The sequence below is a fragment of the Oceaniglobus ichthyenteri genome, assembly GCF_003057885.1.
Lineage (GTDB): Bacteria > Pseudomonadota > Alphaproteobacteria > Rhodobacterales > Rhodobacteraceae > Oceaniglobus > Oceaniglobus ichthyenteri.
This window is the reverse complement of the sequence record NZ_QAGK01000017.1, coordinates 1-22,256: the sequence shown is the minus strand read 5'-3', so window position 1 is coordinate 22,256 and position 22,256 is coordinate 1. Positions and strand designations below refer to the sequence as shown.

The following is a 22,256-nucleotide window of genomic DNA, read 5'->3' as shown; positions in this document are numbered from 1 at the left end:
TATTCCTTTGTGTTAGAAAAACAATCATCTATACCCAAACCCGACTGATCGCTAACCGGGGGAGTTGCGCTTTGGAAGATAAGCAGCAGATGTCTGTATCTGTCTGGCGCGGGGGCGCGACGGGATCGTTTCAATCCTATTCCGTCAAGGTCGAGGATAATCAGACCGTTCTGGATGTGGTGGCCTGGATTCAGCAATATGCCGATCCGACGCTGAGCTATCGTTATGCCTGCCGGGTGGGCATGTGCGGGTCTTGCGCGATGATGGTCAATGGCACGCCGCGCTGGACCTGCCGCACCCATGTGAACAAGGTTCTGGTGGATGGCAAAATGGAAATTGCCCCCCTGCGCAACCTGCCGGTGATCAAGGATCTGGCAACCGACATGGACCCGTTTTTTGAAAAATGGGTCGCCGCCGAGGGGTTTCACCACCCCACCCAAACCCGCCATGACCCGATTGAACCGATCAGCCCGACCAGCGAAGACCGGGTTGAGGCAAACGCCGGGATCGAATGTATCAACTGTTCGGTTTGTTATGCTGCCTGTGATACGGTGGCGGGCAACCCCGATTATCTGGGCCCTGCCGCGCTGCAACGGGCGTGGAGCGTGTATAACGACAGCAAGGATGCCAATAAACTGGCGATCCTTGATGCCGTGTCGGGCGTGGGCGGATGCCACAATTGCCACAGTCAGGGCAGTTGCACCGTGCATTGCCCGAACGAGTTGAACCCGATGGCGGCGATTGCCGGGCTGAAACGCGAAACCGCGCGCAACTTTTTCAAAAGGCGCAAATGATGACCCTGAAACTTTATATGGCACAGCGGATTTCGGCACTGATCATGGCGCCGCTGGTTCTGATGCATATCGCGGTGATGATTTACGCCATTCAGGGCGGGTTGTCGGCGGCCGAAATTCTGGGCCGCACCCAAGGCAGCGTGTTGTGGATGCTGTTTTATGCCACCTTTGTCGTGGCGGTTTCGGTGCATGCAGCGATTGGCCTGCGCACGGTTTTATCCGAATGGGCGGGCCTGCGCGGCGGGCTGTTGAATGGCATCGCCTGGGCGATTCTGGCGGTGCTTTTGATCCTGGGAATGCAGGCAGTGTACGGGGTAACGGCAACATGATCCGCGGATACCGAACCCACACCCTTTGGCTGGCGTTTTTGCTGCACCGTGTTTCGGGCGTGGCGCTGGCGCTGTTTTTACCGGCGCATTTTTGGGTGCTGTCCTATGCGTTGAACAAACCCGAAAGCCTGGATGGGTTTTTGAACTGGGCCGATATGGGCATTGTCAAACTGGCCGAATTTGGTTTGGTGTTTTTGCTGGCGGTGCACATGTTTGGCGGATTGCGGTTGATGGCGCTGGAATGGCTGCCATGGACATCGGGCCAGAAAACCGCGGCGGCGGGCGCTGTGGGCCTTTCGACGCTGTTGGCCGGCGTTTTCCTTTTGAGGGCGATCTGATGCAAATCGAAAGACATGACACCGATATCCTGATCCTGGGCACTGGTGGGGCGGGCATGTTTGCCGCCCTGCACGCGCAACAAAGTGCCCCGGCCGGCACCAAAATCACCATCGCGGTCAAGGGTCTGATCGGGAAATGCGGCTGCACCCGGATGGTGCAGGGTGGCTATAACGTGGCGCTTGGCGGGGGCGACACGGTTGAGCGGCATTTCATGGATACGATCAATGGCGGCAAATGGCTGCCCAATCAGGATATGGCCTGGAAGCTGTGCGAACAGGCGGTGGTGCGCATTCGCGAGCTGGAAAACGAAATCGGCTGTTTCTTTGATCGCAATAGTGATGGCACGTTGCATCAAAAGGCATTTGCCGGGCAAACCGCCGACCGCACGGTGCACAAGGGCGATCTGACCGGGATCGAAATCATCAACCGGTTGATGGAACAGGTTCTGTCGCGCCCGGTTGAAAAGCTGCAAGAGCATCGCGCCATCGGATTGATCCCGACAAAAGACGGCACCGCCCTGGCCGGGGTGTTGATGATTGACATGCGCACCGGCAAATTCCGGTTTGTGCGCGCCAAGACCGTGATGATGGGCACCGGTGGCGGGCCGACCATGTATAAATACCACACCCCAAGCGGCGACAAGACAATGGATGGTCTGGCGATGGCGCTGCGCCTTGGGTTGCCGTTGCGCGATATGGAAATGGTGCAATTCCACCCCACCGGGCTGTTGGCGGGCGATCACACCAAGATGACCGGCACAGTGTTAGAAGAAGGGTTGCGCGGCGCGGGCGGGCAATTGTTGAACGGGGCGGAAAACCGGTTCATGTTCGATTATGACGCTAAGGGGGAGCGCGCCACCCGCGATGTGGTCAGCCGCGGCATATTCGCGGAAATGCGCAAATCGAACACATCCGACAATGGCGGCGTTTACATTTCAATGTCGCACCTTGGCCCCGATAATGTGCGCGCCAAATTTCCCGGCATGGTCAAACGCTGTGCCGACAGCGGTTTCGATCTGGCCGCCGGCAAGGTCGAAGTGGTGCCAACGGCGCATTATTTCATGGGCGGCGTCGTGGTTGACCCCGATACGCGCACCGCGATTGAGGGTCTGTATGTCGCGGGCGAAGATGCGGGCGGCGCGCACGGATCAAACCGGTTGGGCGGCAATGGCGTGGCCAATTCCACCGTCTATGGCGGTGTCGCCGGTGATGTGATGGGCATGGATATTCGCAACATGGGCGCGCTGCGTGACCCGGATGAAAATGTGTTGCAGGCCGAAATCGCCCGCGCCCTGCGCCCGCTATCCAATAAAATTGCCCCCATCCAACCCCTGCGCGATAAATTGCAAGAGGCGATGTGGGAAGATGTGGGCGTCATGCGCACCGAAACCGGGATGGAACGCGGCCTGACCCGCATTGCCGATGTGCAGGCCGAACTTCTGGCCACCGGCGTGGCGGGCGACAATCTGGCCTTTAACCTGACCTGGCATGACTGGCTGAATCTGGCGTCTTTGTGCGAAGTGTCCGAGGTGATCACCAAGGCCGGTCTGGCGCGCGAAAATTCACGCGGCGCGCATTTCCGCGAGGATTTTCCCGAAAGCGGATCAATGGAAAGCAGCTATTTCACCGTGGCCAAACAGACCGGCGGCACGCTTGAGGTCAGCCGCGAAGACGTTCAATTCACAATCGTACGCCCGGGCGAAACCATATTGCCCGAAGGCGAACCCGTATCATTGGTGGAGGCCGCAGAATGATTCCGATCAAGATCATCGAACAAACCGCGCAAACGCTGATGGACAAGGCAGCGATCGAAATTCCTCAGGATTATCTGGATGGGTTAGAGGCCGCCGCCGCCGTGGAAGACGGCGATCTGTCGTCCTTTGTTCTTCAGGCGATGTTGGAAAATTACGAGGCCGCCAAGGAAGACCGCCGCGCCATGTGCGGCGATACCGGCACGCCGCGCTGGTACGTCAAGATGGGCAATGAAACCCAGATCGAAGGCGGGCCAATCGCGCTTGAGGCGGCGCTGCGCCGGGCCACGGCACAGGCCACCAATGGCGTGCCCCTGCGCCCCAATCGGGTGCACCCCCTGTGGCGCACCGATCACAACAACAACGTCGGCATCGGCGCGCCCGAAATCGAATATGGGTATGAGCCGGGCGGCGAATGGATCGATCTGATCACCGTGCACAAGGGCGGGTTGTTCGGCACCGATTACCGGATGCTGTTTCCGTCTGACGGGATCGAGGGGATCAAACGGTTTTACCTCGACAGTCTGGTGGCCTTTGGCAAACGCGGTCTGGCCTGTCAGCCCGCGATCATCGGCATCGGCCTTGGCGGGTGCAAAGACACCTGTATGGTTCTGGGCAAACGCGCCGCCTGTCTGCGCACCGTGGGCAGCGAAAATTCCGACCCGAAAATCGCCGCGTTAGAGCGGGAATTCAAGGAAATCGGCAATTCCATCGGCATGGGGGCGATGGGGTTTGTCGGTAAATCCATGGTCGTCGATTGCAATATCGAAGTGGGCTATTGCCACACCGGGGGCATGCAAATGTCGGTTCATGCCTTTTGCCTGTCATCGCGCCGCGCGGTGGCGCGGGTTTATGGCGATGGGCGGGTGGAATACCGCACCGATCCCGATTGGTTCACCGATTATCAACGCCGCGAAACCGTCGAATGGGACGCCCCCGCATTGGAGGCCGCACAATGAGCCCGCGTAAAATCCGCCTCAGCACCACCCCGACCCAAGAGGCGCTGAACGATCTGCGCCTGGGCGATATCGTGTATCTTGACGGGCTGATGTACACAGCGCGCGAAGGCGTTTACAAACGCGCGCTTGAGGACAAAGCCAACATCCCGATGGAATTGCCCCGCGATTCTGCCGCCAATTTCCATTGCTCGCCCGCCGCCCGGATCAACAGCGACGGTTCGTTTGAAATGGGCGCGGTGACGGCCACCGCATCGTTCCGGTTTGCCAAATGGCTGCCGGAATGGATGGAAAAAACAGGCGCCAAGCTGATTATCGGCAAAGGCGGCATGACATCGAAGGATTACAAATCGTTCTTTGTGCCCAATGGCGCGATTTATCTGTCAACCGTGGGCTATGGCACCGGCGCATTGCTGGGGCGCGGGGTTGAAAACGTCGAAGCGGTGCATTGGAACGAAGAACTGGGCCTGGCCCAGGCGATGTGGGTGTTGAAGTGCAATAACATGGGGCCGTTCATCGTGGCCTCGGACAAGAACGGCGATTGCCTGTTCGAACGGGAAAACGCCAAGATCGCTGAAAACCTGCACCGCGTATATGAGGGCACCCGCCCCGCCACCCTGAAACGGTATGGCGAAACCGATGATCGCAAGGACGAGGTGATTTAAGCCCGGTTTACCACACCACCTCGCGCGCCATCAGAATCAGCCCCGACAGCAGCATCAGCGCAATCAGCAAACGGCGAAACTGATCATCGCTCAGCCGTTTGAACACGACAATGCCAAGCTGTGCAAAGATCACCGTTACCGGCAGGACCGTGGCCAGATAGGTCAGGGTTTGCGCCGTATAATTACCCTTGACCGCCAGGGCACCGGTGATCACCGCCAAAACCGCCACGTTGAACGGTTGCAACACGGCGCGGGTTTCGGATTTGGGCCAGGGGCGCATGGCACACCACATGGTCGGAAGCACACCGGACAACGACGTGGCACCGCCCAATATCCCACCGGCAAACCCGATCAAAACGTCGATCACCGGCGTCGGACGCTCCATTTTCGGCAGGGCGGCGCGCAGGGTGAAAAACCCGCCATATAAAATCAGAAATCCGGCGATGATCAGTTTCAGGGTATCGGCCCGCAGATACGACAACGCCGCAACGCCCAACGGGATGCCCAACAGCGCCGGCAACAGAAACCGCGCCAACCGGCGCGGATGGTCGGTGATTGATCCGCGCACCAGCCAAACCCCCTGCAACCCGGTCAGGGCCGACACCACCACAACAACCGACACCGCCTGTGTCGGGGGCATGATCTGTAACCAGAACCCCATGGCAAACAACGCCGTGCCAAACCCGGCCAGCCCGTTCATGAACCCGCCCGCTGCCGCCCCAAGAAGCAGGATCACGATAAATTCGACTGTCATCTGTTCAACTTTCTGCCCGGGGAAAGGGATCAAACCGGCCAACCCTGACCGCATTCAGCAATTCGGTTTCCATTTCCTGAAGCACTCTCAATCTGACCGTGTTGGCCAACGACATCAGCCCCAATTGCCGCACCGGCGCATCATCGCCCAAGGAAATATGGCGCAGGGGCAGGGGATTGGGCGGCGCGACACTGCGCCGGGGCGCAATCGACACCCCCAGATCGGCATGGACCATGCTTGAAATGATTTCAAGGTTTTCCAGCTCCATCGTGTCATTCACCACAATCCCTTTCGATTGCAGCCATTTTTCAATGAATTCACTAACCAGCGCCTTGCGGGTAAAGCGGATATAGGGATGGGTCGCCAAAATCTGGTACGGATCGTCTGACGTGACATTGAGCGAGGTCAAAAGCTCCATCGGTTCATCACTGATCTTGGCCCATCGCATGTTTTCGCGGATGACATGGGGTTTTGTGACCACCGCCGCGTCAAGGATCCCGCGCTCAAGATCGATCAGCAGTTCCTTGGTTTGCCCCGGCACCACCGCGATATGCAAATCGGGAAACCGCGCCTTGATCAGGGTGATGGCAAAGGGAACAAGGCTGCTTAGCCCGGTTGGCACACTGCCCAGGGTCAAGGTGCCGCGCAGCCCGTCATCGCCCAGAACCGAAGGCAGCAGATTGTCATAGGCGGCCACGATTTCGCGGGCGCGGGTGACAATGGCGCGCCCCACCGGAGTCAGTTTCGGGGTGCGGTGCGTGCGATCAAACAGGGCAATGCCCCAGGTCTGTTCAAGCGCCTTCATCTGTTGGCTGACGGCGGCATGGGTCACGAACACGGCATCGCCCGCCGCACTGAACGTGCCGCGCTCTTCGACGGCGATCAGGGTTCGAAGCATTCGGATCGACATGGCGCCCGCTTGTTGTCAGGAAAACTTTCGATTACCGCAATCGACCGGGTGTTTACCACAGTTTGCCTTACAAAACGCGATTGTCAAGCATGCGTGCGGACCGATTTATAAGGATGATTATGTTAACCAATCCTTTATCGCCCGCGCTGTGATAGCGATGCGATGGCCACCGCCGAAATCACGATCAGCCCGACCAGCATTTCGCGCACGTAACTGTCAACGCGCATTTGCGTCAACCCATTGTCGAGCACCCCCAGGATCAGCACGCCCACCAGCGTGTACATCACCCGCGGCGCGCCCCGGCGGCTCATCGTCATGCCCAGAAACACGGCGGCAATGGCATCGAGCATCAGGCCAGACCCCTGGGTCGGATTGGCCGAGGCAACGCGCGCGGCATACATCAACCCGGCCCCCGCCGCCCCCAGCCCGGTCAGCCCAAAGGCAATCAGGCGCAGGCGCACCACCTTGAGGCCCGCCAGATGCGCCGCCTCTTTGTTGCCACCAATGGCATAGAGGCGGCGGCCAAATGTGGTGTGTTCCAAAATGAACCAACAGGCAAAAATCACCAAGCCCGCCGTGATCGTCAGAAACGGTATTTTCACATCGCCAATGTCCACTCCGCCGCGGGCAAAGCCGGAAAACCCCGCCGGGATATCGCGCCCAAAGATGGTTTTGCCGTTGGAAATGTAAAACGCCGCCCCCGAATACACGGTCAGTGTGCCCAAGGTGGCGACGAACGGCAAAATTCCCACGACCGACACCAGAAATCCGTTAAACAGCCCGCCCGCGACCCCCACCAACAGCCCTGCCGCCAACCCCACCGGAACCGGATATCCGGCGGCAAACACCATTGCCGCAACAATCCCCGACAGCGAAGCCATGGAACCGACCGACAAATCAAAATCGTTCATCACCATCACGATGGTCATGGTGGCCGCCACCACGGCCAGCATTGATAACTGTTGGCTGATGTTGATCAGATTGCGCGCGGTCAGGAACGTATCGGGCAATTGCACCGCAAAAAACACAACGATCAGGGCAAAGCCCAACAATGTGCCGGATTGGCGAAAGGTATTCATCATGTCACTGTCCGCCCTGTTCGGCACTGTAAAACCGGGTCAAAAGATCGCCACTGCCCGACAGGGCGGCGCGATCCAAAAGATGCGCCTGCCGTCCGTCCTGCAATACCAGCACCCGGTCGCACATGCCCAGAATTTCAGGCAGATCGGTTGAGGTCAGGATCACGGCGCAGCCCTGCGCGCTGAGTTCGCGCACCAGCAGGTAGATATCGTATTTCGCGCCCACATCGACACCGCGCGTCGGCTCATCCAGCAGCAACAGTTTTGGATTGCCCAACAGCGCACGGGCAAACACCACCTTTTGCTGATTGCCCCCCGAAAGCTGGCCAACGGGTTGTTCGGGCCCGTTTGATTTCAGCCGCACCTTTTGGCCCATATCCACCGCATCGCGCCGTTCACGGCGTTTTTGCGCGCGGAGGCCATAGCGGCCCAGATGCGGCAGCACGATGTTGGATCGTATCGCCATATTCAGGCACAGGGAATCGGCCCGCCGTTCGCGCGGGATATAGGCGACGCCGCGCGCCCATGCCTGCGCCGGAGAATTGGGCAGCGGCGCGCCATCAAATTCCGCGCGCCCCGATTGCACTCGGTTCAGCCCCATGAACAGGCGCAACAGGCGGCTTTGCCCTGCCTCGGCCAGGCCCGACACGCCCAACACCTCGCCCGCTTTGATATCAAAGGTCAGATCGTGCAAATCGCGGGTTTGCACGTTTTCCACCCGCGCGATGGTATCGCCCATGGCGCTGCTGCGCGGGGGATAGGCGTCTTTTACATCGCGCCCGGTCATCGCCTGAATGATTTCGGCCTTTGACGTGTCGGCCACGGGTTTGGTGCTGACCCGCGCACCATCGCGCAAAACGGTGACATCATCGCAAATGCGCAACACCTCATCCATGCGGTGCGAGACATACAAAACCGCCGCCCCCCCGGCGCGCAAACGCTCAATCACCGCGAACAGCATGTCGGATTCTTCGCCGGTCAGGGCGGCGGTGGGTTCATCGAACACATATAAATCGGCAGGCGTGCCTTGGGCGGCAACAAGGGCGGCGGCGATTTTCATCATCATCTTGTCGCCTGCGGGCAGATCCCCGGCCAGCGCGCGCACGTCAATATGGGTTGCGCCCAGAAATTTCAGCGCCGCGCGGGCCTGTGCGCGCAGATCGGCCCAATCAACGGCCACGCCAAACCGGCGCGGCAATGCCCGGCCCAACAGGATATTTTCGGCCACCGATACCTGTGGCACGATGTTCAATTCCTGATGGATAAACCGAAACCCCGCATCTTGCGCATCCTGTGCATTGGTCAGGGGCAGGGTTTGACCATCCTTGATCACCGTCAAACTGTCGGCGCGCACCACCCCGGCAATCAATTTGATCAGCGTCGATTTACCCGCGCCGTTTTCCCCCATCAGGGCATGCACCCGCCCCCCGGCCAGGTGCAGTGTCACATCGGCCAAGGCAGGCACACCGCCATAGGCCTTGGACATGTTTGAAAACGTCAGGCTGTGCATGGGTGTCTTTTGATCTGCCGGTTACTCGGCGGCGTTGGTGGCGGTGATCAGACGGGTTGGCACATACACGACCTTGGCCAGTTGTGTGCCCCCGCCCGCCACATGGGCCACCACATCGGCGGCCTGTGCGCCCATGGCGGCGAAATCCTGGGCCATTGACGCTTCGAAATTGCCACCCGCCGCGATGGCATCGCGGGCCTGGGGGTTGGCATCCATGCCGACAATCACGATGCCCTCGTTGGCGCGCCCTGCATCCTCGATCGCCTGTAACGCGCCCAGGGCCGGTTGATCCCAGGCGGCCCAGACGGCGGCGATGGAACCGGGGTCGGGGTTGGCGGCCAAAATCGCCTCCATCTTGGCGCGGCTGTCGGCAATGCCGCCGTCGGACACATCGGGCGTTACCCGGTCAATCACATCGATATCGGGGAAATTGCCAAACACCGCATCGGCCACGACACCGCGAATTTGCACCGGCGGAAAGGCATCGAACACAAACATCACCACATTGCCCTCACCGTTGATCCGGTTGGCCAGATACACCGATGTTTCCGCCGCCATGGCATAGCCGTTCGATGTGACATTGGCCGCCAACAGCGGATCAGACCCGGCATCCAGACCGACCACCGGAATTCCAGCATCTTGGGCCGCCAAGAGGCCAATGGCCACCTGCGCGGGATCAACGGCAATAACGATGGCATCGACGTTTTGCGTTACCGCGTCCTCGATCCGGCTGATCACGGCGGCAACATCGCCCGCGGTGTCGATCACGTTGACATCCCAGCCCTTTTCGCTGGCCGATGCCTGAAACCCCTCAATCGCGGCCTGGGTGCCGGGCTGTGCCAGATAGGGGGTGATCACCGCCACCGTTTCCGCCCAGGCGGCCGAGGCGGTCAGGGCAAGGGCCGAAACGGCCAGTTTCAATGTGTTTTTCATTCAGTATCCTCCCGGAATTTCGGTATCCTGCACGGCCCGCGTTAACCGTTTTGAAATATCGCCATGGGCGGCGATTGCGTCTTTGTATATGGCAAACACCCGGTCATACAGCGCGGTTTTTTCGCCGTCCGGGTGATAGTGCCGTTCGTACCGCGCCAAGGCGGCCGCCTGGTGAAACCCGGCAAACGCCCCGGTGCCGATGGCCGCCAGCATGGCCGCGCCCAAAACCCCCGGTTCGCCCGCCGCAAGGGTGCGCAGGGGGCGGCCCAACACATCGGCGCGGATCTGTGCCCAGGTGGGGGCGCGAAACCCGCCGCCACCGCACGAAATCACACCATCGGCCACATCCGCCGAGGTTTGCAAAGGCGCCAGCGCATGACGGGCGGAAAACGCCACGCCCTCATACACCGCGCGGGCAAAATCACCCATCCCGGTCTGTCGCCCCACGCCCAGAAACGCGCCGCGCAAATCGGCATCCCACAACGGCGCGCGTTCGCCATCAAGCTGGGGCAGGAACAGCGGCGTTGCGCCGCTGCGCGGGGTGGTGGCGACATGGTGTTCGATGGCCGCCATCGACAGCCCGGTCAGTTGTGAAAACCACGCCACCGCATCGCCGCCATTCTGGGTGGGTGCGGCATGCAGCCGGATCGATTGCGCCACCGGAAACACGATAACGCCGGGCGTGGGCGTGACCGTGGCCGAGGATATGCCCAAAATCTCGCTCGTCCCACTCAGATAGATCGTTGAACGATCCTGCGCCGCGCCGGTGCCAACCAGCCCGGCCCAGGCATCCATCGTGCCCGCCACCACCGCGCAGCCCGCAAGCGGCCCATCGCCCACCTGCCCGGCCACATCGGTGATGCCCACCAGGGGGGCCAGACGATCGGCGGCACCGGGAACAAGGGCCAGCACATCATCGATATAGCGCAGATCCTTATCGACCAGCCCGATGTTTGACACCGGGTCGGTTGCGGCCACGCCGGTCAGTTTCAACAGGCAGTAATCCTTGGGCAACATCACCCAACGGGTTTTCTCCCAGATATCGGGGCGGTGTTTGGCCATCCAGGCCATGCGCGCAATCGCGTGGCTGGCATCAATCGGCATCGGCGCGCCCCACCATGCGGTTTTTTGCGCCGCGCTGATCTGCGCATCCAATTCCGCCGCCTCGGGGCCCGCGCGCCCGTCTTGCCACGAAATCGCCGGGCACAGGGCATTGCCCGCCGCATCGACAAACACATGGGTGTTGACCTGACTGCACAGGCCAATCGCCGCAACCGGCTGATCCGCAAAGTCATCCAGGGCGGCGCGGATCAGGCGAATCCAGTCGTCGGGGTTTTGTTCCACCCGGTTGGCGCCGCTGCGCGCGGTGTCATAGCCGGTGGAAAACCGCGCGTGGACCTGCCCGTTCAACCCCAGAACGGCGGCCTTGACCGATGTGGTGCCAACATCAATGCCGATGATCCTGTCGGCGGTCATTGCGATTATGTCACCCGACCTTTTTTGTGGTATTCGGGGGCATCCCACAGCCGGTTGTCCAGAATATCGGCCAAAATATCGACCGCGCCGCGCACATCGGTTTCGTCGATATAAAGCGGGGTAAAGCCAAAGCGCATGATGTCAGGGGCGCGGAAATCGCCGATCACATCGCGGGCAATCAACGCCTGTATCACCGGATAGCCATGTTCAAAGGCAAACGAGACCTGACTGCCGCGCGTCGCGCCGTCACGCGGGCTGGCCAGCGTTAATTGCGGGCAGCGCGATTCGACCAGTTCGATAAACAGATCACACAGGGTAATTGAGGCGGCGCGTAAATCGGCCATATCCACGCCCTCCCACACCTTCAGCGCCTCTTCCAATGCGGTCATCTGAATGACCGGCGGGGTGCCAACACGCATCCGTTCGATATCGGGCGCGGGGCGATAACCGCGTTCAAACGCGAACGGCGCATCATGGCCCAGCCATCCGGCAAGGGCGGGCTGAATATCGCCTACAATATCGGGGCGGGCATAGATGAAACCGGGCGCACCCGGCCCGCCGTTGAGGTATTTATAACTGCACCCCACGGCAAATTCGGCGCCGCATCCGGCCAGATCAACCGGCACCGCCCCCGCACTGTGCGCCAGATCCCACAGCATAACCGCACCCGCATCTTGGGCCGCCTTGGTGATACCGGCCATGTCGTGCATCCGTCCGGTGCGATAATCGACCTGGGTAATCATCGCCACGGCAATGTCATCGCCCATGGCCCCGGCCACATCTTCGGGCGCGACAATGCGCAACTCATACCCCTGATCAAGCTGGTTGATCAGACCTTCGGCCATATACAGATCCGATGGAAAATTGCCGCTGTCCGACAGGATCACGCGCCGGTCAGGGCGCATTTTCAACGCCGCCGACAGGGCCTGATACACCTTGATCGACAGGGTATCGCCCATGGTCACCGATCCCTCGGGCGCGCCGATCAGCCGGGCAATCATATTGCCCACGCGCACCGGCTGGCCCATCCAGTCATCGACATTCCAGCCCTTGATCAGATGCGCGCCCCATTCATCCTGCATCATCTGTTGCACCCGTTCGGCCACGCCCTTGGGCAGCGGGCCAAGCGAGTTGCCATCAAGGTAAATCATGCCCTCAGGCAGGGAAAACGCGTGTTTCTTGGGAAGGGTTTTCACAATACGCCTCGTACGTTCCAGAGTTCGGGAAAAAGTTCAACTTCAAGCATCCGGCGCAGATAGGACACGCCCGCCGTGCCACCGGTGCCGCGTTTGAATCCGATGATCCGCTCTACCGTGGTGACATGGTTGAACCGCCAGCGGCGAAAGTAATCTTCCAGATCCACCAGCTTTTCGGCCAGCTCATACAGGGTCCAATAGGTTTTTGGATCATTATATACCTTGGCCCAGGCCGCCGTGACCGCATCACAGGCGGCGTGGGGGGCATCCATGCGATATGCCTCGGGCGGAAAGGATGTTTCCATCCGTTCGGCCAGACACTCCAGAACCACGTGATACAGGGATTTGGTGCGCATTTCCTGACCCAGCATGTGATGCAGTTCGGGGCGGTGTTCATGCACCTTCATCATTGCCGGATTGCGATTGCCCAGGATGAATTCAATCAACCGGTACTGATGCGATTGAAACCCCGACGACGCGCCCAGATCGCCACGAAACTGGGTGTATTCACTGGGCGTCATGGTGCGCAGCACATCCCAGGCATTGTTCAACTGTTCAAAAATCCGCGACACCCGGGTGAGCATTTTGAAACTGGGCTGAAATTCGCGCCGGATCAGCGCGCCGCGAGCCGTGGCCAACTCATGCAGGCACAGGCGCATCCACAGTTCCGATGTCTGGTGTTGAATGATGAACAGCATTTCATCATGGGCGTCCGATTGGCAGTTTTGCGCGCCCAGTATCGGATCAAGCGACAGATAGTCGATATAAGACATATCCGTGGCGAACGACATTTTCGCGCCTTCGGTTTCGGGGTTGTACCCTGCCATGGTGTGATCTCCGGTTGCGGCGTTTGACATTACATAACGCCGCGCGCCGGGAAAACGCAATCTAGGGCGCAAAGGCCCGGGTGATTGCGCCGTTTGGGTCGCGCAGATCCTCAAGCACCGAGAAATGATCATGGGTGCCGTCGATCGTGCAGGACACCGGCACATCCAACCCTTCCCAGATCAGCGCCAAAAGCTTTGCCTGGCGAATAAACTCGGGCCGTTCGCCCCCGCCCACCCAGGCGGTAAGATTGGCGCGCGGATCGGGGCGGTGCAAGGCGGCGCTTTCCACCCGCGCCTCGGGTTCATCAAGGCGCAGATCGGCGTTCATTTTCGTGCGCATCAGGGGCCGCAAATCATGCAGCCCGCTGATTGAAAGGGTGTGTTCCACCCGGTCCAACACATCGCCCGACAGCGGGCTGTCATCGCACATCATCCGGCTGACCAGATGGCCCCCCGCCGAATGCCCCGAAAGGCGGATCGGCCCATCAACCAGCCCCGCCGCCATTGTGATGGCGCGGCCCACCTGCGCGGTCATCTGGCCAATCCGCGCGGTGGGGGCCAACGTGTATTGCACCATGCACACGGCCCAGCCATTGGCGCGCGCGCCTTGGGCAAAATGGGTCCAATGGGATTTGTCCATCCTGATCCAGAACCCGCCATGCACGAACACCGCCAACCCCTTGGGCGCGCCATCCGGCCAGACCATATCAAACGTCTCGCGCGGCTGATCGCCGTATCGGTGTTCGTCAACCGCCACGCCGCTGTCGCGATAGGCGGCGGCATCACTGGCCCATATGCCGGGCAGTGCATCAGCACCCGGAATATGCGCCATATTCGCAAAGGCATCGTCCCAATCTTTCATCGCTCATCCCACCCGGTAGTGCGGCGTCGAGGCCAGATATTCACCATAGGCCCGGTAATCGGGATAGCTGAAATATTCACCGACCGGCCCGCGTTTGTGTTTTGTGGCCCCCATATCGGCCAGCAGTTCATCGAAATGTTTGAAATGAAACGGCGCCGAACACAACCCGCCATAGATTTGCGCCGCCGGGCGTTCATTTCGTTTCCAGTTCAGCATCATGTCGATATTTGCGTTCATCTGTGCGGCATCGGGTTGATCGGCCAATTGCCCATCGGCAAACCGCACCAGCCAGTTGGCCACCATTTCCGCCGACAACACCGTGCAAAAGCTGGAGTTGAAACCGACAAAGCCGAGATCGGGCAAATCGGGATTCACCGCCAACCGATACACCCGGTATTGGCCATCCTCCTCGATCAACTTGTCCTGATACGTCTGCGGCAGATACGGCACGCCCAGTTTCCACCCCACCGCCAGGATCGCCAGATCGCAGGGCACGGTTTCCCCTGTCGACAGTTTCAGCCCGTCATCGGTGTATTTCTCAAACGTGCCGATCACCGGTTTGATCTTGCCCGCGTTCAGATGTTCAAACAGGCCCGGCGTGACCAAAGGCACCGAACACGACACCTCTTTTTCAATCGGGGTGGTGGGCACCATATTGTGCTTTTTCAAACCAAGCTGAAGTTTGATCAGGGTTTCAAGACCGCGAAAATTGGCCCAGACCAGCGGTTTCATCACCGCCGCCACGGCCCGTTGCACCGGCGTTTTGCCCCAGGTGTTGAACTGCAATTCCTGCGCGCGCATGTACAGCAGACGTTTGAAATTGATCCCGCCCACGAAATACGGCAGGCGCCAGACGTTTTTCTTGTACACCATCCGCACCGACCGCGCGCCGCTGTTCACGGCGTTGACCGCAATATCGGTGGCCGATTTCGACCCGCCCAGAACCACCACATCCTTGCCCTTGCAGATCGACGGATCGGTGTATTCCGACGAATGCATCACCTGCCCGCCACGGGCGATGAATGCCTCCTGGCCCGGATGAGAAATGATGTTTTTCTCGGAAAACTGCCCGGTGCAAACAGTGACGAAATCGAAATGTTCGTCCCAATCGGCCCCGCCCTGGTTCAACGTCAGGGTCCAACCGCCGCCCTTGGCCTGTTGCATGGTCTTGACCGTGGTGTTCAGCTTGAACAGCCGCGCCAGATCATGCTTTGCCGCGTAGGAATGCAGATAGGCATGCACCTGTGGGCCCTTGGGCCATTCGGGGTAATCGTCGGGCATCGGGTGATCGGTGTAACAATACAGATCCTTGGGCGATTGGGTTTGCACATCGGGGTAACTGCGCGACAATTCCCAGACGCCGCCAAAATCGGCGCTGCGTTCAAACCCGCACACCCGGTGGCCCTGTTGATCAAATGCCTTGGCGGCGGCCAGCCCGCTGATGCCGCCGCCGATCACTGCAACCTTCTTGCGCTTTGGGGTCGCCATCATGCACCCTCCGGCGGGGGCAGAAAATCAACCTCGTGCAGGGCCGACAGGCGGGTCAGTTCCGCCGGATCGGTGACACCGTCCAGCACGGTGAACAGATCATACAGCTTGCGCGCCGGGGCCACGCCGAACATCGCCTTGGCATGGGCACCGGACCGGTTGAAAATGCCGTGCGCCACCCCCATCGGCATTTGCACCACATCCCCCGGCCCCGCCTTGTGCAGATCGCCCGAAAACTCGATCTCAAGGTTGCCGTCGATGACGATGATCCATTCATCCTGGGTGGGGTGAATATGGGGCGGTACGAATGTATCGGCCGGAATATCGGCGCTCCAGACAAACGCATTGGTGCTGTGCAGTTTCGGCACATAGGTTTGGCCGACCACATTCCAGCTGGCGTTGTTCAATCCCTCGGCGGCAGGTGTTATCCCCTTGTCCATCCGGTTTTCCTCCTTGTTGATGTGTGGGCTACTCTGCGCCAGACCGGTCAGGGCGATTATCCAGATTGCGACTCAAACTGTTTCAGGCTTGAAATAAATTTTTGGGATTTGCCGGTTCCGGTGTAAAAGACCCCATGCACACCGAATTTCTGGCCTCTTTCCCAGTGTTGCGCACATCCGATCTGGATGAGGCCCGGTTTTGCGTCACCCAAAGGTTTTGCGATCACCGGTTGCACATGCCCGCACGCGGGCCATTGATGGTGCGTCACAATCATGTGGCCGGGCGGCATATGTCGATCAATTATCTGCATTATGGGGCCGATGTGACGATTGATCCGGGGCAATTGGGCGGGTTTTATCTGTTGCAGATGCCCATCAGCGGTCAGGCGCGGGTGCGCCACCGGGGCAGCGATATTGCCGCCGATGCCGACACCGCCACGCTGCTCAATCCTGACCGCGACACCCGGATGTCATGGCAGGGCGATTGCCGAAAACTGTTGTTGCAGATCGACAAGGGTTTCGTTGAAACCACTGCCGCCGAACTGATCGGCCATGGCGCGCCGGGGCCGATCCGGTTTGAGCCGCAGATCGATCTGACCCGACCGGGCGGCGCGGGGTTGAAACGTCTGATCCTGCGCGCCACCCAACTGGCCGGGGCGGGGGCGTTGTTTACCACCGTACAAGGCGCGCGCGATCTGTGGGCCGAAAGGGATCTGGCCACCGCCCTGATCCTGCATCAGCCCAGCAATATCACCCACATGCTGAACCGGATCGACCGGGGTGCGGTGCCCGCCGCCCTGCGCCGCGCGGTGGATTACATTCATGCCAACCTGTGCAATCCGATCCGCCTGAATGATATTGCAACCGCCGCCGCGATCAACGCGCGCAGTTTGCAAAAGGGGTTTCAACACCACTATGGCAAAAGCCCGATGGACATGGTGCGCGATGCCCGGCTGGATGCGGCCCGGTATCAGCTGGCCCAACGCACCGCGCCGCCTTCGGTGACGGATGTGGCGTTTTCCAGCGGGTTTTCCCATCTGGGCCGGTTTTCCCAAGCCTACAAGGCGCGGTTCGGGCATTTGCCCAGCCAACGCCACTGAGCGTTAAATGTTTCAAGCTCAAAATATTTATACTTGAAACGAATCTTGTTGTTCCCTAGCCTTTTTCACGAACAGACCCGATCACAAGGCAATATGATGCGCATCGCATGTCTCGGCGGGGGGCCTGCCGGCCTCTATTTCGCGATTTCTGCAAAACTTCGGTCTCCAGACGCCGAGGTGGTAGTGTTTGAACGCAACAAACCCGACGATACCTTTGGGTGGGGCGTGGTTCTGTCGGATGAAACGCTGGATAATCTGGCGGTCAACGATCCGGTCAGCGCCAAGGAAATTCGCGCCAATTTCGCCTATTGGGATGATATCGCCCTGCATTACAAAGGCGAAAAACTGGTGTCGCGCGGCCATGGGTTTTGCGGCATCGGGCGGCAGAAACTGCTGTTGATCTTGCAAGGCCGGGCGCGCGAACTGGGCGTTGATCTGCGGTTTGAATCCGAAGTCGGCGCCGCCAGCGATTATATGGATGATTACGATCTGGTGGTGGCCAGTGACGGGTTGAATTCAAAAACCCGGATGGAATTTCAGGACACGTTCGAACCCGATATCGACACCCGCAAATGCCAATTCATCTGGCTGGGCACCCATCAGAAATTCGACGATGCCTTTACCTTTATATTCGAGGAAACCGATAAGGGCTGGCTTTGGGTTCATGCCTATCAATTCGATGACGACACCGCGACATTCATTGTCGAATGCAGCCAGAAAACATTCGATGCCTATGGTTTTGGCGAGATGAGCCAGGAAGAAACCATCGCCATCTGCGAAGAGGTGTTCAAGGATCATCTGGATGGTCACGCCCTGATGACCAATGCCAAACACATTCGCGGCTCGGCCTGGATCAGGTTCCCGCGCGTGCTGTGCAAAAAGTGGAGCCATAAGAACGTGGTTCTTTTGGGCGATGCTTCGGCCACGGCGCATTTTTCCATCGGATCGGGCACGAAACTGGCGCTGGAAAGCGCGATTGCCTTGGCCGATGAGGTATTGTCAGGCGTCGATCTGGACACCGCATTTGCCAACTATGAGGACAAGCGCCGCCTTGAGGTTTTGCGCCTTCAATCGGCGGCGCGCAATTCGGTTGAGTGGTTTGAGGATGTGGAACGCTATCTTGATCTGGACCCGGTGCAGTTGAATTATTCCATGCTGACCCGGTCACAACGGATCAGCCATGAAAACCTGCGCGAACGTGATTCTGAATGGCTGGCCTCTGCCGAACGCTGGTTCATGGAGCAGGCGGGCGCCGGGGCCAACGGGCCGGTGCGCGCGCCGATGTTCGCGCCGTTTCAGTTGCGCGATATGGCGTTGAAAAACCGCATCGTCGTTTCCCCCATGGCGCAATACAAGGCGGTGGATGGCACCCCCACCGATTGGCACCTGATCCATTACTGCGAACGGGCCAAGGGCGGCGCCGGTCTGGTCTATACCGAAATGACATGTGTATCGGCCGATGGGCGGATCACGCCGGGCTGTCCGGGCCTCTATGCGCCCGAACATGAAACCGCCTGGGCGCGGCTGAATACATTTATCCACGGTGAAACCACTGCCAAAACCTGTTGTCAGATCGGCCATGCCGGGCGCAAGGGGTCAACCCGCATCGGATGGGAAGGGATGGATCAACCCCTGATCGCCGACAACTGGCCGCTGATTTCGGCCTCGGCCATTCCCTGGGCCGATGGCAATGCCATGCCCAAAGCGATGGATCGCGATGATATGGACCGGGTCAGGGCCGATTTTGTCGCCGCCGCCGAAATGGCCGAACGCGCCGGATTTGACATGATCGAACTGCACGCCGCCCATGGCTATCTGATTTCATCCTTCATTTCGCCCCTGTCCAACATCCGCACTGATGAATACGGCGGTTCCTTAGAAAACAGAATGCGCTTTCCGCTTGAGGTATTTACCGCCATGCGCGCCGTCTGGCCCGAAACCAAACCCATGTCGGTGCGGATTTCGGCCACCGATTGGGCCGATGATGGTGTCACCGCAGATGACGCCGTGACCATCGCCAAAATGTTCGCCGACGCCGGGGCTGATATTATCGACGTGTCGGCGGGCCAAACCTCGACCCTTGCCAAACCGGTTTATGGCCGCATGTTCCAAACCCCGTTCAGTGACCGCATCCGCAACGAGGCGGGGCTGAAAACCATGGCGGTGGGCAATATTTACGAGGCGGATCATGTGAATTCGATCCTGATGGCGGGGCGCGCCGATCTGGTGTGTCTGGCCCGCCCACATCTGGCCGATCCCTATTGGACATTGCACGAGGCCACGAAAATCGGCGACCGGCACGAAATCTGGCCCCTGCCCTATGATGCCGGGCGCGATCAGGCCTGGCGTCTGGCCGACCGCGAGGCCGAGGCAAGCCGGGTATGATACAGCCCCAAACCCATGTGGTGATCACCGGCGGCGGCACCGGGGTGGGGGCACAAACCGCCCATGCCTTTGCCAGGGCGGGCGCACGGGTCACGATCATGGGCCGCAGCGAACAATCCCTGGCGGCGCAAAACCTGCCCTATCAGATCTGCGATGTCACCGACGGCGATGCCGTGCGCGCCGCATTTGACGCCGCGCGCACCGAACAGGGGCCGATCACGGTGGTGATTGCCAATGCGGGTGCGGCCAAATCAGTGCCATTCGCCAAAATGACCGCCGCCGATTTATCCGCGATGAATGATGTGAATGTCACCGGGGTGTTCAACGTCTGGCAGGCGGCCCTGAGCGATATGAAAACCGCAGGCACGGGGCGGATGATCGCCATCGCCTCAACCGCCGGGCTTAAGGGATACGCCTATGCCGCCGGGTATTGCGCCGCCAAACACGGGGTTATCGGGCTGACCCGCGCCCTGGCGCTGGAACTGGCCGCGACCGGCATCACCGTGAACGCGATCTGCCCCGGCTTTATCGAAACCCCGATGTTGCACCGATCCATCGACAATATCGTGGAAAAAACCGGGATGAGCCGACAAGACGCCGCCAATTCCCTGACCAAGGGCAACCCCCAACGCCGGTTCATCCAGACCGACGAGGTGGCAAGCGCCGCCCTGTGGCTGTGCAGCGATGGCGCGCGGTCGGTCAATGGCCACACCCTGACCCTGTCGGGGGGCGAAACATGACCCAAACGCGCCCAAAACCCACGCCCGACCCCGGATCAAAACACCGCCTGCGCCTGTGGTTGCGAATGCTCAAGGCCAGCCGCCGGGTGGAAACCCACCTGCGCGACAATCTGCGCCGGGAATTTGCCACCACCCTGCCCCGGTTCGATGTGATGGCGGCCCTGTCGCACCATGACGCGGGGTTGAAGATGAGCCAGCTTTCCGGCGTGCTGCGCGTGTCCAACGGCAATGTCACCGGCATTGTTGACCGATTGGCCGATGATGGGTTGATCATGCGCGTCGCCGTACCCGGAGATCGGCGCGCCACCCTTGTGCGGCTGACCCAGCGTGGGCGCGAGGAATTCGCGCGCCAGGCCGCCGCGCACGAATCCTGGATCGACCAGATGCTGGGCAATTTTCAATCCGACGAGGCCGCCACCCTGGCCGCCCGTTTTGACCGTATGGAAAAGAGTTTGACGCCATGAATACCCGCACCGATGTGACCCATTTCAAATGCACCATTGCCGATCGTATCGCCACAATCGCGCTGGACCGGCCCGACCGTAAAAACCCGCTGACCTTTGAAAGTTATGCGGAATTGCGCGATTGGTTTCGTGATCTGGCTTATGCCGACGATGTGGATGTGGTGATTTTCGCCTCGAACGGCGGCAATTTCAGCTCGGGCGGGGATGTGCATGATATCATCGGCCCGCTGACCCGGATGAGCATGAAGGAAATGCTGAATTTCACCCGCATGACCGGCGATTTGGTCAAGGCGATGATCAATTGCGGCAAACCGGTGATTGCCGCCGTCGATGGGGTGTGCGCCGGGGCGGGGGCGATTATTGCCATGGCGTCAGACCTGCGCATTGCCAGCCAGGATGCAAAATGCGCGTTTCTGTTCACCCGCGTTGGTCTGGCCGGGTGCGATATGGGCGCCTGTGCGATCCTGCCCCGCCTGATCGGCCAAGGGCGCGCCGCCGAATTGCTGTATACGGGGCGGTCAATGTCGGCGGATGAGGGCGCGGCCTGGGGGTTTTACAACCGCGTCGTGGGTGCCAATGATTTGGAGCAAACCGCGCGGGATATGGCCACGCGCATCGCCGCGGGGCCGAATTTTGCCCATATGATGACCAAAACCATGCTGGCGCAGGAATGGTCAATGTCGATCGAACAGGCGATCGAGGCCGAGGCCCAGACTCAGGCGATCTGCATGCAGACCCGCGATTTCGAACGCGCCTATAACGCCTTTGTCGCCAAGGAAAAACCAGTGTTCGAGGGCGATTGATGGCCGACAAAACCTTCCTGAGCTGGCCATTTTTTGAGGACCGCCACCGCGCCCTGGCGGATGCACTGGAAGGCTTTGCCAGCGATTTGCGCGTTGATCACACCGACACCGATCAGGCCTGCCGTGATCTGGTGGCGCAACTGGGTGCTGCGGGGTGGTTGAACCACGCCACAATCGAACCGGGGTCACAGGGCCGGTTGGATGTGCGCGCCCTGTGCCTGATCCGCGAAACATTGGCGCGCCACGATGGCTTGGCCGATTTCGCCTTTGCGATGCAGGGTCTTGGCACCGGCGCGATTTCGCTGTTTGGCACGCCCGCACAGCAACAGGAATGGTTGCCAGCGGTGCGCCGGGGTCAGGCGATATCGGCCTTTGCCCTGACCGAACCCAATTCCGGGTCAGATGTGGCCAATTCCACCATGACCGCCACACGCGATGGCGATGATTATGTGCTGA

General features: G+C 60.0%; 23 protein-coding genes. 12 read left to right on the top strand and 11 right to left on the bottom strand.

Annotated features, from left to right (window positions below; genetic code table 11):
* Positions 1-89: 89 nt before the first annotated feature.
* From C8265_RS17690 to C8265_RS17665, 6 genes are read left to right on the top strand one after another with little or no spacing between them, the layout of a single operon-like run.
* Positions 90-794 (top strand): succinate dehydrogenase/fumarate reductase iron-sulfur subunit, encoded by a 705-nt coding sequence (locus tag C8265_RS17690; protein ID WP_108485364.1) that lies wholly within the window; start codon positions 90-92, stop codon positions 792-794.
* Entirely contained in the window at positions 794-1,123 is a 330-nt protein-coding gene (locus C8265_RS17685; RefSeq protein WP_240611132.1) for a succinate dehydrogenase, read from the top strand. The genes C8265_RS17690 and C8265_RS17685 overlap by 1 nt, the downstream gene beginning before the upstream one ends.
* A complete protein-coding gene (sdhC, locus tag C8265_RS17680; protein ID WP_108485362.1) occupies positions 1,120-1,461 on the top strand; it encodes a succinate dehydrogenase, cytochrome b556 subunit in 342 nt (113 codons plus the stop codon). Before C8265_RS17685 ends, sdhC begins: the two co-directional genes overlap by 4 nt.
* Positions 1,461-3,215, top strand: a complete 1,755-nt coding sequence (locus C8265_RS17675) for an L-aspartate oxidase (protein ID WP_108485361.1) — start codon at positions 1,461-1,463, stop codon at positions 3,213-3,215. Before sdhC ends, C8265_RS17675 begins: the two co-directional genes overlap by 1 nt.
* Positions 3,212-4,171 carry a fumarate hydratase gene (locus C8265_RS17670; RefSeq protein WP_108485360.1) on the top strand — a complete coding sequence of 320 codons (960 nt, stop codon included), beginning with the start codon at positions 3,212-3,214 and terminating at the stop codon, positions 4,169-4,171. Before C8265_RS17675 ends, C8265_RS17670 begins: the two co-directional genes overlap by 4 nt.
* A complete protein-coding gene (locus C8265_RS17665) occupies positions 4,168-4,833 on the top strand; it encodes a fumarate hydratase C-terminal domain-containing protein (protein ID WP_108485359.1) in 666 nt (221 codons plus the stop codon). The genes C8265_RS17670 and C8265_RS17665 overlap by 4 nt, the downstream gene beginning before the upstream one ends.
* A gap of 7 nt (positions 4,834-4,840) precedes the next feature.
* On the opposite strand, the gene C8265_RS17660 is transcribed toward C8265_RS17665, so the two are convergent.
* The 11 genes from C8265_RS17660 to C8265_RS17610 form a co-directional block, all read right to left on the bottom strand.
* Complete coding sequence (locus tag C8265_RS17660) at positions 4,841-5,587, bottom strand: sulfite exporter TauE/SafE family protein (RefSeq protein WP_108485401.1); 747 nt, start codon at positions 5,585-5,587, stop codon at positions 4,841-4,843.
* Positions 5,588-5,591: 4 nt separating this feature from the next.
* Entirely contained in the window at positions 5,592-6,497 is a 906-nt protein-coding gene (locus C8265_RS17655) for a LysR substrate-binding domain-containing protein (protein WP_108485358.1), read from the bottom strand.
* Positions 6,498-6,631: 134 nt separating this feature from the next.
* Positions 6,632-7,579 carry an ABC transporter permease gene (locus C8265_RS17650; protein ID WP_108485357.1) on the bottom strand — a complete coding sequence of 316 codons (948 nt, stop codon included), beginning with the start codon at positions 7,577-7,579 and terminating at the stop codon, positions 6,632-6,634.
* 1 nt (position 7,580) lies between these two features.
* Positions 7,581-9,086 (bottom strand): sugar ABC transporter ATP-binding protein, encoded by a 1,506-nt coding sequence (locus tag C8265_RS17645; protein WP_108485356.1) that lies wholly within the window; start codon positions 9,084-9,086, stop codon positions 7,581-7,583.
* A gap of 21 nt (positions 9,087-9,107) precedes the next feature.
* The gene (locus C8265_RS17640) at positions 9,108-10,019 is read right to left on the bottom strand and encodes a substrate-binding domain-containing protein (protein ID WP_108485355.1); all 912 of its coding nucleotides are present in this window, start codon (positions 10,017-10,019) and stop codon (positions 9,108-9,110) included.
* Positions 10,020-11,495, bottom strand: a complete 1,476-nt coding sequence (locus C8265_RS17635; RefSeq protein ID WP_108485354.1) for a xylulokinase — start codon at positions 11,493-11,495, stop codon at positions 10,020-10,022.
* A 5-nt stretch (positions 11,496-11,500) separates the two neighbouring features.
* Positions 11,501-12,691: a kynureninase gene (gene kynU / locus C8265_RS17630; protein ID WP_206050365.1), complete on the bottom strand. Its 1,191-nt coding sequence runs from the start codon at positions 12,689-12,691 to the stop codon at positions 11,501-11,503.
* Complete coding sequence (locus tag C8265_RS17625) at positions 12,688-13,518, bottom strand: tryptophan 2,3-dioxygenase (RefSeq protein ID WP_108485399.1); 831 nt, start codon at positions 13,516-13,518, stop codon at positions 12,688-12,690. Before C8265_RS17625 ends, kynU begins: the two co-directional genes overlap by 4 nt.
* A 61-nt stretch (positions 13,519-13,579) precedes the next feature.
* The gene (locus C8265_RS17620) at positions 13,580-14,380 is read right to left on the bottom strand and encodes an alpha/beta hydrolase (RefSeq protein WP_108485353.1); all 801 of its coding nucleotides are present in this window, start codon (positions 14,378-14,380) and stop codon (positions 13,580-13,582) included.
* Positions 14,381-14,383: 3 nt separating this feature from the next.
* The gene (locus C8265_RS17615; protein WP_108485398.1) at positions 14,384-15,868 is read right to left on the bottom strand and encodes a flavin-containing monooxygenase; all 1,485 of its coding nucleotides are present in this window, start codon (positions 15,866-15,868) and stop codon (positions 14,384-14,386) included.
* Entirely contained in the window at positions 15,868-16,308 is a 441-nt protein-coding gene (locus C8265_RS17610) for a cupin domain-containing protein (RefSeq protein ID WP_108485352.1), read from the bottom strand. The genes C8265_RS17615 and C8265_RS17610 overlap by 1 nt, the downstream gene beginning before the upstream one ends.
* A 134-nt stretch (positions 16,309-16,442) precedes the next feature.
* On the opposite strand from C8265_RS17610, the gene C8265_RS17605 reads away from it, so the two are divergent.
* The 6 genes from C8265_RS17605 to C8265_RS17580 all read left to right on the top strand — a co-directional run.
* Positions 16,443-17,408, top strand: a complete 966-nt coding sequence (locus tag C8265_RS17605; RefSeq protein WP_108485397.1) for an AraC family transcriptional regulator — start codon at positions 16,443-16,445, stop codon at positions 17,406-17,408.
* Between the two features lie 96 nt (positions 17,409-17,504).
* Positions 17,505-19,793 carry a bifunctional salicylyl-CoA 5-hydroxylase/oxidoreductase gene (locus C8265_RS17600; RefSeq protein WP_108485396.1) on the top strand — a complete coding sequence of 763 codons (2,289 nt, stop codon included), beginning with the start codon at positions 17,505-17,507 and terminating at the stop codon, positions 19,791-19,793.
* Positions 19,790-20,533: an SDR family NAD(P)-dependent oxidoreductase gene (locus C8265_RS17595; protein WP_108485351.1), complete on the top strand. Its 744-nt coding sequence runs from the start codon at positions 19,790-19,792 to the stop codon at positions 20,531-20,533. The genes C8265_RS17600 and C8265_RS17595 overlap by 4 nt, the downstream gene beginning before the upstream one ends.
* On the top strand, positions 20,530-20,997 hold the full coding sequence (locus C8265_RS17590; protein WP_108485350.1) for a MarR family winged helix-turn-helix transcriptional regulator: 468 nt from the start codon (positions 20,530-20,532) through the stop codon (positions 20,995-20,997). Before C8265_RS17595 ends, C8265_RS17590 begins: the two co-directional genes overlap by 4 nt.
* A complete protein-coding gene (locus tag C8265_RS17585; RefSeq protein WP_108485349.1) occupies positions 20,994-21,800 on the top strand; it encodes an enoyl-CoA hydratase family protein in 807 nt (268 codons plus the stop codon). The genes C8265_RS17590 and C8265_RS17585 overlap by 4 nt, the downstream gene beginning before the upstream one ends.
* A partial coding sequence (locus C8265_RS17580) for an acyl-CoA dehydrogenase family protein (RefSeq protein ID WP_206050364.1) occupies positions 21,800-22,256 on the top strand: 457 nt, incomplete at its 3' end. The genes C8265_RS17585 and C8265_RS17580, both read left to right, overlap by 1 nt.